This window comes from Ruegeria sp. BHSB196 (assembly GCF_059613135.1).
In genome coordinates this window covers 157,277-171,890 of the sequence record NZ_JBXWRY010000003.1, presented here as the reverse complement: position 1 = coordinate 171,890, position 14,614 = coordinate 157,277, and the positions used below count along the sequence as shown (strand labels likewise).

Sequence of the window (14,614 nt, the reverse complement as noted above, 5' to 3'; positions counted from 1 at the left end):
CAATCCGCGCCAAGGCCGCACCATGCGATACGACACCGTCATCCTGGGCGCCGGCGCCGCCGGCATGATGTGCGCCACCGCGTGCGGCGGGCGGGTTCTGATCGTGGACCACGCCCGCGCGCCGGGGGAAAAGATCCGCATTTCGGGCGGCGGGCGCTGCAACTTCACCAACCTGCATGCGGGCCCGGAGAACTTCCTGTCGCGGAACCCGCATTTCTGCAAATCGGCGCTGGCCCGCTACACCCAGTGGGATTTCATCGACCTGGTGGACCGCCACGGCATCGCCTGGCACGAAAAGACCCTCGGGCAGCTCTTCTGCGACGGCTCCTCGAAGCAGATCATCGCCATGCTCGTGGCCGAGATGGAGCGGGCGGGGGCCGAGCTGTGGCTCTCGACCGCCCTGCGCGACCTGCGCAGGACCGAGGCCGGCTTTGCGCTGGATCTGGACCGCGACGGTGCGCGCCGGACCGTCACCTGCGCCAACCTGGTGCTCGCGACCGGCGGCAAGTCGATCCCCAAGATGGGCGCGACCGGGCTGTCCCATGACATCGCGCGGCACTTCGGGCTGCGCGTGACCGAAACCCGCGCCGCGCTGGTTCCCTTCACCTTTTCCGATGGCCGGTTCGGGGCGCTGTCCGGCGTCTCGGTGCCCGCCCGGCTGTCGAACCCGCGCGCCAGTTTCGACGAGGCGCTTCTGTTCACCCATCGCGGGCTCAGCGGCCCGGCGGTGCTGCAGCTGTCGTCCTTCTGGCGCGAGGGCGAGGCGGTCTCGGTCAACCTGATCCCGGACCGGCCGCTTTTCGACCTGCTGCGCGCCGAGCGGCAGGCGGCGGGCCGCAAGGCGCTGACCACCGCGCTGGCGCGCCACCTGCCCGCGCGTCTGGTGGAGTTCCTGCGCGACGAACTGAAGCTCGTCGGCCCCCTGGCGGACCAGTCCGACGCCCGGCTCGCCGAACTCTGCGCCGCGCTCGCCGATTGGCGCCTGACGCCTTCGGGCACCGAGGGCTACCGCACCGCCGAAGTGACGCTGGGCGGCATCGACACCGGCGCGCTGTCCTCGAAAACGATGGAGTCCCGCTCCGTCCCCGGCCTCTATGCCATCGGCGAGGCGGTGGACGTCACCGGCTGGCTGGGCGGCTACAACTTCCAGTGGGCCTGGTCCTCGGGCCATGCCGCCGGGACCGCGATCGCCCGGCGCCGCGCCTGACCCGCTTCATCTTGCCCGAAATACTCCGGGGGAGATCCGCCGCGGCACGTGGCGGATCGGGGGCAGCGCCCCCTACCCGGCCAGCCGCCTTTGCACCTCGGCCACGAAATCCGAGCCGCGCTGCTCGAAATTGTCGTACTGGTCGAAACTCGCCGCCGCCGGGGCGAGCAGCACCGTGTCGCCCTCTTCGGCCTCGGCCATCGCCCGTTCGACCGCCGCGGCCATGGTGGTGCAGATCTCGGCCTCCACGTCGAGCTGCATGGCGAATCCGGCCGCCTCGCGCCCGATCACGTACGCCTTGCGCACCTCGCCGGTCGCGCCGTTCAGCGCCGCCAGCCCGCCCTCCTTCTCCAGCCCGCCGCAGATCCAGCGGATCCGCTTGAAGGCGCCCAGCGCCTTGACCGCGCTGTCCACGTTGGTGGCCTTGGAATCGTTGACATAGGTCACGCCGCCGGCCTCGGCGACGATCTGGCTGCGATGCGGCAGACCCGGATAGCTGTGCAGCGCCGCCTCGATCTCCCTGGGGGCCAGGCCGAGGGCCCGGCAGGCGGCATAGGCGGCGCAGGCGTTCTGGTGATTGTGCACCCCCGGCAGGCCGCGGATGTCGCGCAGGTCGATCGCGGCGGCCTGCCGCCCCTTGCGGTATTCCGACAAGAACCCCTTGCGCGCAAAGACCTGCCAGCCCGGCGCGGTCAGCTTGCGCGCGACCGAGACGCGGATCACCCGGTCGTCGGTCGGCCCCTCGGCCAGTTGCCCGGCCAGAAACGCGCCTTCGGTCTCGTCCACGCCGATCACCGCGCGGTCCGGGCCGCCCTCGGCGAAGAGCCGGCGCTTGGCGGCGAAATAGCCGCCGATACCGCCATGCCGGTCCAGGTGATCGGGGGTCAGATTGGTGAACACCGCCACGTCGGGGGTCAGCGCGCGGGCCAGCTCGGTCTGATAGCTCGACAGCTCCAGCACCACGACCGCGCCGTTGGCGCCCGGGTCGATGTCCAGCACCCCGCGCCCGATATTGCCGGCCAGCTGCGCCGGGCGCCCGGCCTCGGTCAGGATGTGGTGGATCAGGGCGGCGGTGGTGGATTTGCCGTTCGAGCCGGTCACTGCCACCACCCGCGGGGCCACGTCGAACCCGTCCCATTCGGGTCCGGCGAAGGAGCGGAAGAACAGCCCGATGTCGTTGTCCACCGGCACGCCGGCCGCGAGTGCCGCCGCGACGACCGGGTTGGGTTCGGGATAGAGATGCGGAATGCCGGGCGACACGATCAGCGCGGCGATCCCGTCGAAGGCCCCCTGCCGCCGCAGATCCGCGCAGGCGAAGCCTTCGGCCTCGGCCGCTTCGCGCGCGGCCGGATTGTCGTCCCAGCAGATCGGCGCGGCCCCGCCCGCGCGCAGTGCCCGCGCCGCCGCCAGGCCCGACCGGCCAAGCCCCAGAACCGCGACCTTCTGGCCCGAAAACCCTTTGACCGGGATCATCTCGCCCCTTCCTTTCCGCCGCCCGCAATCCGCGCACACACTGCACCGATGCGATTCCGCTTGGCAAGAGCGGGCGCAGGCTCACGCCCCCGGCGTGAGCCGGGCCCAACGGGTGGCAGGCGGGCCGCGCCCGCCGAACCCGGCGGGAGCCTTACCTGACCTTGAGCGTCGCCAGCCCGATCATCGCCAGGATCAGCGAGATGATCCAGAACCGGATCACGATGGTGGGTTCCGCCCAGCCCTTCTTCTCGTAGTGGTGATGGATCGGCGCCATCAGGAACACGCGCTTGCCGGTGCGTTTGTAATAGAGCACCTGGATGATCACGCTCAGCGCCTCGACCACGAACAGGCCGCCGACCACCGCCAGCACCAGTTCGTGCTTGGTCGCCACCGCGATGGCGCCCAGCGCGCCGCCCAGCGCCAGGCTGCCGGTGTCCCCCATGAACACCGCCGCGGGCGGGGCGTTGTACCACAGAAAGCCCAGGCCCGCCCCGAACAGCGCGGCGGTGAAGATCAGGATCTCGCCGGTGCCGGGGACGTAGTGCACGTCCAGGTATTCGGTGAAGTCCACCCGGCCCACCGCATAGGCGATCACTCCCAGCGTCGAGGCCGCGATCATCGCGGGCATGATCGCCAGCCCATCCAGCCCGTCGGTCAGGTTCACCGCATTGGCCGCCCCCACGATCACGCAGATCGCGAAGGGGACGTAGAGGATGCCGAGATTGATCAGCGTGTCCTTGAAGACCGGCAGCGCAAGCTGGTTCTGCAGCGCGCCCGGGTGGTTGTAGGTGGCCCACAGCGCCGCGACGATCGCGATGATGACGCCCAGCGCCAGCCGCAGCTTGCCGGGCACGCCCTTGGTGTTCTGCTTGGACACCTTGGCGTAGTCGTCGGCAAAGCCGATGATGGCGTAGGACACCGTCACGAACAGCACCAGCCACACGAAGGGATTGGTCAGCCGCGCCCAGAGCAGGGTGGACGTCACCAGCGCGCCGACGATCAGCAGCCCGCCCATCGTGGGGGTGCCCGCCTTGGAGAAATGCGCCTCGGGGCCGTCGTCGCGGATCGGCTGGCCCTTGCCCTGCCTGCGGCGCAGCACGTTGATCAGCGGTTTTCCGAACAGAAAGCAGAACACGAGCGCGGTCAGGAACGCACCGCCGGCGCGGAAGGTGATGTAGCGGAAGAGGTTCCAGAAATCGCCTCCGTCCGACAGGGCGGTCAACCAGTAAAGCATCTAAACCTTCCTTACGCGCGCACTCATTGTTCAGGCGCGGGGCCTTGCCCCATTTTTCGCACGCCGTCAACAATGCGCGCCAGCGCCATGCTGAGCGATCCCTTGGCCAGAACGGCATCGCCGCCCCGCACCAGCCGCGGCAGCTGCGCGGCCATCTCGTCGCTGGTTTGGGTCCAAAGCCCGCGCTGGCGGGCCGGCAGCGCATCGTGCAGGGCGCGCATGAGCGGGCCGATGCAGTGGACCTGATCGATCTTCTCCATCGCCGCCAGCGCGGCCATTCCGGCATGCATGGCCTCGGCCTCGGGGCCCAGTTCCTTCATGTCGCCCAGAAAGGCGATGCGGCGGGTGGCGGCGGCGGCGGCCAGCACGTCGAGCGCCGCCGCCATCGAGGTCGGGTTGGCGTTGTAGCTGTCGTCCAGGAGCTCGATGCGGCCGCCATCGGCCAGCGCGATCCGCTCGCGCACGCCGCGTCCCGTGTAGGGCGTCCAGTTGCCGAGGCTTCGGGCCGCCCGGTGCAGATCGACGCCCATCTCGGCGCAGGCGGCCAGCGCGCCCAGCCCGTTCATCGCGAAATGCGCGCCGGGCGAGCGGATCTCGAAGCGCAGGTCCACATCCCCCACCTGCGCCCGCGCGCGGGTCACGTCGCCATCCCCCGAAACGCCCGCCAATCGGTAGTCGCGCCCGGTGCGGCCGAACTCCACGATCCTCGCGCCGTTTTGCGCCGCGCAGTCGCGCAGGATGCCGGCATGTTCGATATCGGCATTCACGATGGCCGCGCCGCCCGGTTCCAGCCCCTCGAAGATCGCCGCCTTTTCATGCGCGATCCCGGCCACGGACTCGAAGGCTTCCAGATGCACGGCGGCCACGGTGGTCACAAGCGCCACGTGCGGCCGGGCCTGGCGGGCCAGCGGCGCGATCTCGCCGGGGTGGTTCATGCCGATCTCGATCACCGCGAATTCGGTGTCGCGCGGCATCCGCGCCAGCGTCAGCGGCACGCCCCAGTGGTTGTTGTAGCTGGCGACGCTGGCATGGGTGCGGCCCTGCTCCGCCAGGATGGTGGCCAGCATTTCCTTGGTCGAGGTCTTGCCGACGCTGCCGGTCACGGCGACCACCCTGGCCCCGGACCGCGCCCGCCCCGCGCGACCCAAGGCTTCGAGCGCGGTCTGGACATCATCGACGATCAGCAGCGGCGCATCCGGCGCCACGTCGTCGGGAACCCGCGACACCAGCGCCGCGCCGGCGCCCTTGCCCAGTGCCTGCGCCACGAAATCGTGCCCGTCCCGCGCCGCCTTCAGCGCCACGAACAGATCGCCCGGTTCGATGGTACGGGTGTCGATGGAGACGCCGGCCACCGCCCAGTCGCCGGTGGCGCGGCCACCGGTGGCGGCGGCGGCCTCGGCTGCGGTCCAGAGCGTCATGCCACCCTCCCGTCCAGCGCGGCCACGGCGATGCTGGCCTGTTCGGCATCGTCGAAGGGCAGTACCTGGTCGCCCACGATCTGCCCGGTTTCGTGCCCCTTGCCGGCGATCAGCAGCGCGTCGCCGGGCTGCAGCGCATCGACGCCGCGCAGGATGGCCTCGGCCCGGTCCCCGACCTCGGTCGCCTCGGGCGCGCCCTGCATCACCGCGGCCCGGATCGCGGCCGGATCCTCGCTGCGCGGGTTGTCGTCGGTGACAAAGACGATGTCGGCATTCTCGGCCGCCGCCCGCCCCATCAACGGGCGTTTTCCGGCATCGCGGTCGCCGCCCGCGCCGACGATGGCGATCAGCCGGCCCATCACATGCGGGCGCAGCGCCCGAAGCGCGGTCGCCACCGCGTCGGGCGTATGGGCATAATCGACGAAGACCGCCGCGCCGTTGGCGCGGGTCGCCGCAAGCTGCATCCGGCCCCGGACCGTGGTCAGGTGCGGCAGCGTCGCGAACACGCGGTCCGCATCGTCGCCGCAGGCGATGGCAAGGCCGCAGGCGAGCAGCACGTTCTCGGCCTGGAATCCGCCGATCAGGTCGAGCCGGGCCTGATGCGGCCGGCCCTGCCAGGAGAATCTGAGATCCTGCCCGGTCGCGTCGAAGCGTTGGTTCAGCAGGCTCAGATCGCCGCCTGCCCGGCCGATGGTAAGGATCGCCTGACCGCGCGCCGCGGCCACCGCCCGCATCTCGGCGCCCTTGGGGTCGTCGAGATTGATCACCGCCGTTCCGTCCGGCGGCAGCACGCGTCGGAACAGACCCGCCTTGGCGGCGAAATACGCCTCGAACGTGTCGTGGTAGTCCAGATGATCCTGGCTGAAATTGGTGAACCCGGCCGCTTTCAGATGCACCCCGTCCAGCCGGCGCTGCTCCAGCCCGTGCGAGGACGCCTCCATCGCCGCGTGAGTCACGCCGTTGGCCGCGGCCTCGGCCAGGCAGCGGTGCAGGGTGATGGGTTCGGGCGTGGTATGGGCCAGCGGTGCGGTCCAGAAGCCCTCGACGCCGGTGGTGCCCAGATTGACGGCATTGTGGCCCAGCGCGGTCCAGATCTGGCGCACGAAGCTTGTCACCGAGGTTTTGCCATTGGTGCCGGTGACGGCCACGATGGTGTCGGGCTGCGCGCCGAACCACAGCGCGGCGGTGAAGGCGAGCGCCTGACGCGGGTCTTCGGCCACCACCAGCGCGGCCTGGGACGCCGCCAGTTCGCGCGCGGCGATCTCGGCCCCTTTGGCGTCGGTCAGGATCGCGGCGGCGCCCATGCGCAGGGCGAACTGGATGAACTCGCCCCCGTGCACGCGGGTTCCGGGCAGGGCCGCGAAGAGATAGCCGTCCTTGACATCGCGGCTGTCCACGGCCAGCCCGGTGATGACGGGATCGCGGCCGCCGCGCGCGGTCAGGGCCAGTGCACTGAGTTTTTTCGACCTTGCGCCCATGCCCCGCCCACCTTGTGCTGCCTAGTTTGAGGTCAGCGTTATAGCAGCGCCCGCCTGAGGCTCAAGCCGGGGGCGCAGGCCCAGAAGCGGCGCGATCCGCCCGATCAGTTCGGCAGCGACCGGCACCGCCGTCCAGCCCGCGGTGCGGCGCTTTTCGCCATGGGCGACGATCGAGGGTTCGTCGAGCGTGACGATCAGCACGTATTTGGGATCGAAGGCCGGAAACAGCGAGGCAAAGGTGGCGATGACCTTGTCTTCGTAATACCCGCCGCGCGGCTTGGGCTTGTCGGCGGTGCCGGTCTTGCCGGCAATGTCATAGCCCGGAACCTCGCCGAAACTGGCGGTGCCGCCGGTGACCACCTTGCGCAGCATCTGCTGGGCCTGGCGCGCGGCGTTTTCCGACATGACGCGGGGGCCGTATTGCGGCCCGCGTTTCCTGAGGATCGTGGGGCTGACATAGCGACCGCCATTGGCGATGGCGGCGTAACCCGCGGCGAGATGCATCGGGCTGGTCGAAAGTCCGTGGCCGTAGGAAATCGTCACGGTGCTGAGTTCGCCCCAATTCTTGGGCTTGAGCGGCGCGCCGCCCGTCGCCTCGACGATCTCGAACGGGGTCGGCTCGAACATGCCCAGCGCCTCGAGGAAATCCTGCTGGCGCTGCGCCCCGATCTGAAGCGCCAGACGGCCGGTGCCCCGGTTCGAGCTGTGCATGATGACGTCGGAGACGCTGATCTTGCCGAAGTTCTTGTTGTCGAACTCGCCTATGGGATAGCGTCCGATACGCATCGGGCCGGAGGTGTCGATGATCGTCTCGGAATTGACCAGCCCCAGATCGATGGCCTGCGCCGCGGTGAAGATCTTGAAGACCGAGCCCAGCTCGTACACGCCCTGAACGTAGCGGTTGAACAGCGGGCTGTCGGACGGGTCGAAGCCCGAGGTCGGCGGGCGCGGCCGGTCGTTGGGGTCGAAGGATGGCAGCGAGGCCGCCGCGATCACCTCGCCGGTATGGGCGTGCATCAGCACCGCCGAGGCGCCCTTGGCGTTCATGATCTTCATGCCGCCGTGCAATACCTGTTCGACCGCCGCCTGCACCGTCAGGTCGAGCGAAAGCTGCAGCGGTTTGTCCCCGTTGGCGGGATCGCGCAGGTAGCCGTCGAAGCGTTTCTCGACACCGGCCACGCCGATCACCTCGGCGGCGCTCACCCCCTCGCGGCCGAACCCGGCACCGCCGAGGATGTGCGCGGCCAGCCGGCCATTGGGATAGAGCCGCATCTCGCGCGGGCCGAACAGGATGCCGGGGTCGCCGATGTCATGCACGGCCTGCTTCTGTTCCGGCGAGATCCGTTTCTTGATCCAGAGGAACTTGCGCTTGCCTGTGAAGTCGCGGATCAGACGGTCCTTGTCGAGATCGGGAAAGATTTCGACCAGCTTTTCCGCCGCCGCCACCGGGTCGATCATGTGGGGCGGCTGGGCATAGACCGAGTAGGTTTCCAGATTGGTCGCCAGGATGCGCCCTTCGCGGTCCACGATGTCGGCCCGTTGCGTCGCGATATTGGCGCCCGGCGCGCTGGCCAGCGGCTCCTGCGCCTCGGAGGTGGCGAGCAGCCCCATGCGGACGCCGACCACGGCGAAGGCGCAGAAGAAGAAGACGCCGAGAACCAGAAGGCGCCCTTCGGCGCGGGCGCGGGCGCGGTCCTTCATCTCTTCGTGGCGCTTGCGGATGTTCTCGCGTTCGATGGCGTCCGGGTTTTCGCCGCGGGCGCGGGCGTCGAGGATTCGGGCAAGCGGGCGCAGCGGTGTCCGGGTCATGGGATCTGCACCTCGCCCAGCGCCCGCAACTCGGTGATCGCCTGCAATTCGATGGGATCGACGATGGGCAGGTCGGGATCCTCGCCATAGGCGATCTGGTCGGCGCGGCCGAACTGTTCGGCGCGCAGCGGCAGAAGGCCGAGGCGCTCGAAGTTCAGATCCGCCAGCTCGCGCAGCCGGTCCGGGCGGTTGAGATAGGCCCATTCGGCGCGCAGTACGCTCAACCGCGCCTGCGCCGCGCCGATCTGGCGCTGCAGGGCCTGGGTCTGCTTGAGAACCTGCTGGGTCCGGTAGTTTTCCTGATAGGCCCAGAGCGCCAGCCCGAACACGGCAAGGGCGGTCAGCACATACATCACACTCTTCATCTCGCTCCCCCACTCAGTTGCGGCATTCCCAGGGCGCCGGCGTCGATGGGGCCCGCCGGGGCGCCGGTGCGCACCGCGACGCGCAGCTTGGCCGAGCGCGCGCGTGGATTCTCTGCCAGTTCCTGCTCGTCCGGGCCGATGGCCTTGCGGGTCTTCAGCGTGAACTGCGGCTGCTCCTGCGGCGCCTCGGGCGCGTAGCGGTTGGCGCGGCCGGACCTGCCCGCGCGGGCCTGCAGAAACCGTTTCACCATCCGGTCCTCGATCGAATGAAAGGTGACGATGGCCAGGTGCCCGGCTGGTTTCAGCGCGCGTTCGGCGGCCATTAGCCCCCGGAACAATTCCTCGTATTCGCCATTCACCGCGATCCGCAGAGCCTGGAAGGTGCGCGTCGCGGGATGCGACTGGCCCGGCTTGGCCCGCGACAGGCAGGATTCGACGATGCCAGCCAGTTGCAGCGTCGAGGTGATCGGCGCCTCGGCGCGGGCCCGCACGATGGCGCGGGCGATGCGGCGGCTGGCGCGTTCCTCGCCGTAGTGGAAGAGAATGTCGGCCAGCAGCGCCTCGGACGCGGTGTTCACCAGATCGGCGGCGCTGTCGCCCGTTTGGCTCATCCGCATGTCGAGGGGGCCGTCCTTGATGAAGGAAAAGCCGCGTTCGGCCCGATCGAGCTGCATCGAGGACACGCCCAGATCGAGCACCACCCCGTCGAGGTCGCGGGCGTAGCTGTCCATCTGCGAAAAGATCCCCGGCTGCAGCACCAGGCGGTCGCCGTATTCGGCGGCCCAGTCTGCCGCCATCTCGAAGGCCAGCGGATCGCGATCGACTGCGATCACCCGCTCGGCCCCGGCTGCGAGAAGGCCGCGCGTGTAGCCGCCCGCGCCGAAGGTTCCGTCGAGCCAGACACCGGAGACCGGCGCGACCGCGGCCAACAGGGGGCGCAGCAGGACGGGAATGTGCGGATCGCCGGTTCGGGAGCGGTCAGCCGCGGACATGCCGTCACGCGTCCCGTGGCCCGTCGAGGAACTGCATCGGGTCGAAATCGTCCGGCAATTCGTCCAGCCACTCTTCGGCGGCGGCCAGTTCCTCGCTCTCGTAGGTTTCCGGTTTCCAGATCTGGAAGGTGTCGCCCGCGGCGATGAAGAACGCCTCGTCCTCGAGCCCGATCTTCTTGCGCAGCTTGGCGGGCAGGACCAGCCGGCCGGTTTCATCGACGTTGGTCGGGAAGGACTGGCCGTGAAACATGCGCTGGAGCATCTTGCGTTCCATCGAGCCGCGCGGCAGCGCGTCGATCTTGGCATCGACCTCGTCGATGGCCTCCATCGTGTAGCATTCCAGATATTTCCGGCGGTGGTCGCCGTAGACGATCACCAGTTCGGGGTTGCCGCCGGGTTGCCAGTTGGGATCGCCCGCTTCGAGCACACGGCGAAACGAGGCCGGGATCGACACCCTGCCCTTGCTGTCCACCTTGTGGTGGCTTTCGCCTCTGAACCTGCGCGCCAAGCCGACTGTCCCTTTCGCTTGCGCCCCCGTTTGAATTCCGTCCCCAGAAGTCGAAAACGGCGGGTTGATCTGCTGCCACTGATCAACCCGCCGCATTTGCCCGCCTTGCGGGATGTCCAGCTGCGCGCGCCACCTGGGGGGATGTCTGCTCGCTCGCGCGCCGGATCTCTTGGTTCGATGAAAGCGAGATGCCTGTATGAAACCTTTTGTTTTCTGCTCGGGGTCGTTTGGTGCCCCTGTCGCCTCGTCCTCATCGGATGAATTAGGGATGCCATGGGAATTTATGGAAATCAACAGTTTTCTGAAGCGAAATTCTTGGAGCACGCCTCAGGAGATGGCCAATTTGCCTGAATCATTTCGGGAATTTGGCACAAGATAGCACTTATATAGATGTTGTATGGCTAGACACTACAATATATAGGCACATCTGAAGTGGTCGAAAATTTCCCACGCATTCCCAGAAATTTTCATCCATCACACAGGATTTGTCCATTGTTCTATTTTTGTTCTTTATTGCAGCCTCGAATCACCGGAAAAAGGCTCGCCCCGTTCCAGCTCTGAGGGTCGCGTTTTCGAGGATTCGCGCCATGTCCCACAATTTCCCGTGGCGTGTGGTTTTCCGCGCCCAGGGGCACGACCCGATCCAGAGGCCGGTCAGAATCTGACCACCCGCCGAAAATTTCGGCACTTCAAGGCCCGTTTTTCGGGCATGTCGCGCAAGGCCGTCAGGCCCTGCGGCGGAACCGGGCCGGAAACCGGATCCGCACGCCCGGCCCCGTCCGGCGGAAACCCCAACAAAACATGCACCCAAACGGCCGCTTTCCGGAATATCCAGTCAATCTATGCATTTGCTGCATAGCAGCATTGCCGCCGAAACCCATTGTGCACGCGCAGCATTCGCCTATCTTCGGGGTCAAGCAGTGCCGCAGCGATGCGGCGGAACCAACGAGATCAGGTGACGAACCATGGCAGCAACGAGCGAACATCTCGCCCACAAGGGCACCCGGTCCTTCGGCCTCTCCGCGATGATCGAGGCGGCGAAGACGCGGTTCATCCGCCACCGGATGTACCGCCGGACCTTCAACGAGCTGTCGGCCCTGTCCGCTCGCGACCTCGAGGATCTGGGGCTGAACCGGTCGATGATCCGCCGGGTCGCGCTGCAGGCGGCCAACGACTACGTGGCGCGCTGAGCGCACGGGACTTTCGGGATTCAGGCCACTTCCTCCTCCCTGGCGGCCTGAAGATCGGCGGCGGCATCCTCCTCCTCCCTGATGCCGCCGTACCGGATACCGGCCCCACGGCCGGATGCAGATACATCGGGCTTCCTCCTCCCTGCCCGGTGTTGCAAGAGCACGGCGATGCCCTCCTCCTCCCTGGCATCGCCGTGGCCCCATACCGGGATCGAACCCGGGTTCGGATGCATCGGGGCGTCCTCCTCCCTGCCCCGGTGCCGACAAGAACGGCGGTTCCCTCCTCCTCCCTGGGAACCGCCGTTTTTCTTTGGAAGGAAAGAAAGGGGGCGCCGCCCCCGTCGCGGCAGGCCGCGACTCCCCCGGAGTATTTCCGGCAAGATGAAGAACACGGGAAGCAGGCCTCGGGCCCGCGCGGTCAGAACGGCACGTCGTCTTTGGCGGTCAGGAAGCGGGCGACGACCTTTTTCGTGCCCGCCTTGTCGAAGGCCACTTCGACCTTGTCGCCTTCGATGTCGAGCACTTCGCCATAGCCGAACTTCTGGTGGAACACGCGCTCGCCCAGCGTGAAGCTGGCCACGGCGTCCAGATCGATGACGGTGTTCCGGGTCTCGCGCGGCTGCGACATGCCGTATTGCCCCTGTCGCGCCTGCATCCGCTTCCAGCCGGGCGAGTTGTAGACATTGGCCTCGGCCGCGCGGGTCTCGATGCCCGGGCTGCGGCCGCCGCCGCCATAGAGACCCGGCGGGGTCAGCACCTCGACATGGTCCTCGGGCAGTTCGTCGATGAAGCGGGACGGCATGGCGTTCTGCCATTGGCCGAACACCCGCCGGTTGGCGGCGAAGGAGATGGTGCAAAGCTCCTCGGCGCGGGTGATGCCGACATAGGCCAGCCGGCGTTCCTCTTCGAGGCCCTTGAGGCCGGTTTCGTCCATCGAGCGTTGCGAGGGGAACAGCCCGTCCTCCCAGCCCGGCAGGAAGACGGCGGGAAATTCCAGCCCCTTGGCGGCGTGCAAGGTCATGATCGAGACCTTGCTTTCGGCATCCTGGCTGTCATTGTCCATGATCAGGCTGACATGTTCGAGGAAACCCTGCAGGTTCTCGAAGCTCTCCAGCGCCTTGACCAGTTCCTTGAGGTTTTCCAGCCGGCCCGGCGCCTCGGGCGTCTTGTCGTTCTGCCAGTGGGCGGTGTAGCCGGATTCGTCCAGCACGATCTGCGCCAGTTCGACATGCGACACCTCGGGCGGACCATAACGGACGGGTGCGGTGCCGTCGTCGATCACCGAGTCGTCGTCGATCTCGATCCGCGGGCCGCGGGTCATCGCGTTCCAGCGTGCCAGCCCGTCGACCAGTTCGCGCAGCGCCGCGGCGCCCTTGCCTTTGATCAGCCCCTGATCGACCGCGATCCGGGCGCCTTCGACCAGCGACACGCCGTTTTGCCGCGCGGTCATCTGGATGGTCTGCTGCGCCTTGTCGCCCAGGCCGCGCTTGGGGGTGTTCACGATCCGCTCGAAGGCCAGATCGTCCTCGGGGGACACCACCAGCCGGAAATAGGCCATGGCATCGCGGATCTCCATCCGCTCGTAGAATCGCGGGCCGCCGATCACGCGGTAGGGCAGGCCGATGGTCAGGAACCGGTCCTCGAAGGCGCGCATCTGGTGGCTGGCGCGCACGAGGATGGCGATTTCGTCGAGGTTCATCGGCCGCACGCCACGGGTGCCGCCCTGCATGGCGTCGATCTCCTCACCGATCCAGCGGGCCTCTTCCTCGCCATCCCAATGGCCGATCAGGCGGACCTTTTCTCCGTCTTGCGCGGCGGTCCAGAGTTCCTTGCCCAGACGGCTTTCATTGCCGCGGATGACGTTGGAGGCGGCAGCGAGAATGTGCGGGGTCGAGCGGTAGTTCTGCTCCAGCCGCACCACGTGGGCGCCAGGAAAGTCCTTCTCGAACCGCAGGATGTTGCCCACCTCGGCCCCACGCCAGCCATAGATAGACTGGTCGTCGTCGCCCACGCAGCAGATGTTCTTGTGCCCGCCCGCCAACAGGCGCAGCCACATGTACTGGGCGATGTTGGTGTCCTGGTACTCGTCCACAAGGATGTAGCGGAACCAGCGCTGGTATTGCTCCAGCACGTCCGGGTGGGTCTGGAAGATGGTGAGCATGTGCAAGAGCAGGTCGCCGAAATCCACCGCGTTCAACTCGCGCAGGCGGGTTTGATATTGAGCGTAGAGGTCAACGCCCTTGTGGTTGTAGGCCCCGGCATCGGCGGCGGGCACCTTGTCGGGGGTAAGCGCCCGGTTCTTCCAGCCGTCGATGATGTTCAGCAGCAGCCGCGCCGGCCAGCGCTTGTCGTCGATATTGGCGGCCTGCACCAGTTGCTTGAGCAGGCGCAGCTGGTCGTCGGTGTCGAGAATGGTGAAGTTCGACTTCAGGTCCACCAGTTCGGCGTGCCGCCGCAGCAGCTTGACGCAGATCGCATGGAAGGTGCCCAGCCACGGCATCCCCTCGGCGGGCTGGCCCAGCAGGCGGCCGACCCTGTCCTTCATCTCGCGCGCGGCCTTGTTGGTAAAGGTCACGGCGAGAATCTCGTTCGGCCGCGCGTGGCCGGTGTTCAGCAGATGCGCGATGCGGGTGGTCAGCGCCTTGGTCTTGCCGGTGCCTGCGCCCGCCAGCATCAGCACCGGGCCGTCGAGCTGTTCGACCGCCTCGCGCTGCGCCGGGTTGAGATCGTCGAGATAGCCGAGCCGTGTCGCCGGGTTCGCCCGCGCCGACAGCGATGCGCCTTCGAAGGCGTCCATTTCGTCATGACTGCTCATGGCAGGCAAACTACGCACTATTGCGGGCAAGGGAAAGGGTTTGTTCCCGCCTTGTTCCCGTTTGCAGGACGGAAATTCCGCACCGTCGGTGCCGTTCGGAGGGAGCGGACGCCGACCCAAAAGCA

The 14,614-nt window shown here is 67.7% G+C and carries 12 protein-coding genes; 2 read left to right on the top strand and 10 right to left on the bottom strand.

The annotated features are described in order from the left end of the window. The first annotated feature begins 22 nt into the window (after window positions 1-22). The gene (locus tag AC2FNJ_RS03760) at window positions 23-1,207 is read left to right on the top strand and encodes a BaiN/RdsA family NAD(P)/FAD-dependent oxidoreductase (protein WP_496762542.1); all 1,185 of its coding nucleotides are present in this window, start codon (window positions 23-25) and stop codon (window positions 1,205-1,207) included. 72 nt (window positions 1,208-1,279) lie between these two features. Here the strand turns inward: AC2FNJ_RS03760 and murD are convergent, their stop codons facing one another. From murD to mraZ, 8 genes are all read right to left on the bottom strand, one after another. Further along, window positions 1,280-2,680, bottom strand: coding sequence for a UDP-N-acetylmuramoyl-L-alanine--D-glutamate ligase (murD, locus tag AC2FNJ_RS03755; protein ID WP_496762541.1), 1,401 nt, complete (start codon window positions 2,678-2,680; stop codon window positions 1,280-1,282). Between the two features lie 151 nt (window positions 2,681-2,831). Continuing rightward, on the bottom strand, window positions 2,832-3,914 hold the full coding sequence (gene mraY, locus AC2FNJ_RS03750; protein WP_496762540.1) for a phospho-N-acetylmuramoyl-pentapeptide-transferase: 1,083 nt from the start codon (window positions 3,912-3,914) through the stop codon (window positions 2,832-2,834). 23 nt (window positions 3,915-3,937) lie between these two features. Beyond that, window positions 3,938-5,332 (bottom strand): UDP-N-acetylmuramoyl-tripeptide--D-alanyl-D-alanine ligase, encoded by a 1,395-nt coding sequence (locus AC2FNJ_RS03745; protein WP_496762538.1) that lies wholly within the window; start codon window positions 5,330-5,332, stop codon window positions 3,938-3,940. Further along, window positions 5,329-6,810 carry a UDP-N-acetylmuramoyl-L-alanyl-D-glutamate--2,6-diaminopimelate ligase gene (locus AC2FNJ_RS03740; RefSeq protein ID WP_496762537.1) on the bottom strand — a complete coding sequence of 494 codons (1,482 nt, stop codon included), beginning with the start codon at window positions 6,808-6,810 and terminating at the stop codon, window positions 5,329-5,331. The genes AC2FNJ_RS03745 and AC2FNJ_RS03740 overlap by 4 nt, the downstream gene beginning before the upstream one ends. Window positions 6,811-6,831: 21 nt before the next feature. Continuing rightward, window positions 6,832-8,619 carry a peptidoglycan D,D-transpeptidase FtsI family protein gene (locus tag AC2FNJ_RS03735; protein ID WP_496762536.1) on the bottom strand — a complete coding sequence of 596 codons (1,788 nt, stop codon included), beginning with the start codon at window positions 8,617-8,619 and terminating at the stop codon, window positions 6,832-6,834. Continuing rightward, entirely contained in the window at window positions 8,616-8,984 is a 369-nt protein-coding gene (gene ftsL / locus AC2FNJ_RS03730; RefSeq protein WP_496762535.1) for a cell division protein FtsL, read from the bottom strand. The genes AC2FNJ_RS03735 and ftsL overlap by 4 nt, the downstream gene beginning before the upstream one ends. After that, window positions 8,981-9,976, bottom strand: a complete 996-nt coding sequence (gene rsmH, locus AC2FNJ_RS03725; protein WP_496762534.1) for a 16S rRNA (cytosine(1402)-N(4))-methyltransferase RsmH — start codon at window positions 9,974-9,976, stop codon at window positions 8,981-8,983. Before rsmH ends, ftsL begins: the two co-directional genes overlap by 4 nt. A 4-nt stretch (window positions 9,977-9,980) precedes the next feature. Further along, window positions 9,981-10,484 (bottom strand): division/cell wall cluster transcriptional repressor MraZ, encoded by a 504-nt coding sequence (gene mraZ, locus AC2FNJ_RS03720; protein WP_496762532.1) that lies wholly within the window; start codon window positions 10,482-10,484, stop codon window positions 9,981-9,983. Between the two features lie 965 nt (window positions 10,485-11,449). Between mraZ and AC2FNJ_RS03715 the strand changes: the two genes are divergently transcribed. After that, window positions 11,450-11,674, top strand: coding sequence for a DUF1127 domain-containing protein (locus AC2FNJ_RS03715; protein ID WP_496762530.1), 225 nt, complete (start codon window positions 11,450-11,452; stop codon window positions 11,672-11,674). Window positions 11,675-11,694: 20 nt separating this feature from the next. On the opposite strand, the gene AC2FNJ_RS03710 is transcribed toward AC2FNJ_RS03715, so the two are convergent. Together AC2FNJ_RS03710 and AC2FNJ_RS03705 are read right to left on the bottom strand one after the other, a co-directional pair. Further along, window positions 11,695-11,907, bottom strand: coding sequence for a hypothetical protein (locus AC2FNJ_RS03710; protein ID WP_496762529.1), 213 nt, complete (start codon window positions 11,905-11,907; stop codon window positions 11,695-11,697). 185 nt (window positions 11,908-12,092) lie between these two features. Continuing rightward, window positions 12,093-14,489, bottom strand: coding sequence for an ATP-dependent helicase (locus tag AC2FNJ_RS03705; protein WP_496762528.1), 2,397 nt, complete (start codon window positions 14,487-14,489; stop codon window positions 12,093-12,095). Window positions 14,490-14,614: the final 125 nt, after the last annotated feature.

Excerpts from the sequence above, each read along its gene's own strand:
- mraY (WP_496762540.1), bottom strand. The coding sequence starts at position 3,914 with ATGCTTTACTGGTTGACCGCCCTGTCGGACGGAGGCGATTTCTGGAAC.
- AC2FNJ_RS03735 (WP_496762536.1), bottom strand. The coding sequence starts at position 8,619 with ATGACCCGGACACCGCTGCGCCCGCTTGCCCGAATCCTCGACGCCCGC.
- AC2FNJ_RS03705 (WP_496762528.1), bottom strand. The coding sequence starts at position 14,489 with ATGAGCAGTCATGACGAAATGGACGCCTTCGAAGGCGCATCGCTGTCG.
- AC2FNJ_RS03710 (WP_496762529.1), bottom strand. The coding sequence starts at position 11,907 with ATGCATCCGAACCCGGGTTCGATCCCGGTATGGGGCCACGGCGATGCC.
- AC2FNJ_RS03745 (WP_496762538.1), bottom strand. The coding sequence starts at position 5,332 with ATGACGCTCTGGACCGCAGCCGAGGCCGCCGCCGCCACCGGTGGCCGC.
- AC2FNJ_RS03740 (WP_496762537.1), bottom strand. The coding sequence starts at position 6,810 with ATGGGCGCAAGGTCGAAAAAACTCAGTGCACTGGCCCTGACCGCGCGC.
- AC2FNJ_RS03760 (WP_496762542.1), top strand. The coding sequence starts at position 23 with ATGCGATACGACACCGTCATCCTGGGCGCCGGCGCCGCCGGCATGATG.
- AC2FNJ_RS03715 (WP_496762530.1), top strand. The coding sequence starts at position 11,450 with ATGGCAGCAACGAGCGAACATCTCGCCCACAAGGGCACCCGGTCCTTC.
- rsmH (WP_496762534.1), bottom strand. The coding sequence starts at position 9,976 with ATGTCCGCGGCTGACCGCTCCCGAACCGGCGATCCGCACATTCCCGTC.
- murD (WP_496762541.1), bottom strand. The coding sequence starts at position 2,680 with ATGATCCCGGTCAAAGGGTTTTCGGGCCAGAAGGTCGCGGTTCTGGGG.
- ftsL (WP_496762535.1), bottom strand. The coding sequence starts at position 8,984 with ATGAAGAGTGTGATGTATGTGCTGACCGCCCTTGCCGTGTTCGGGCTG.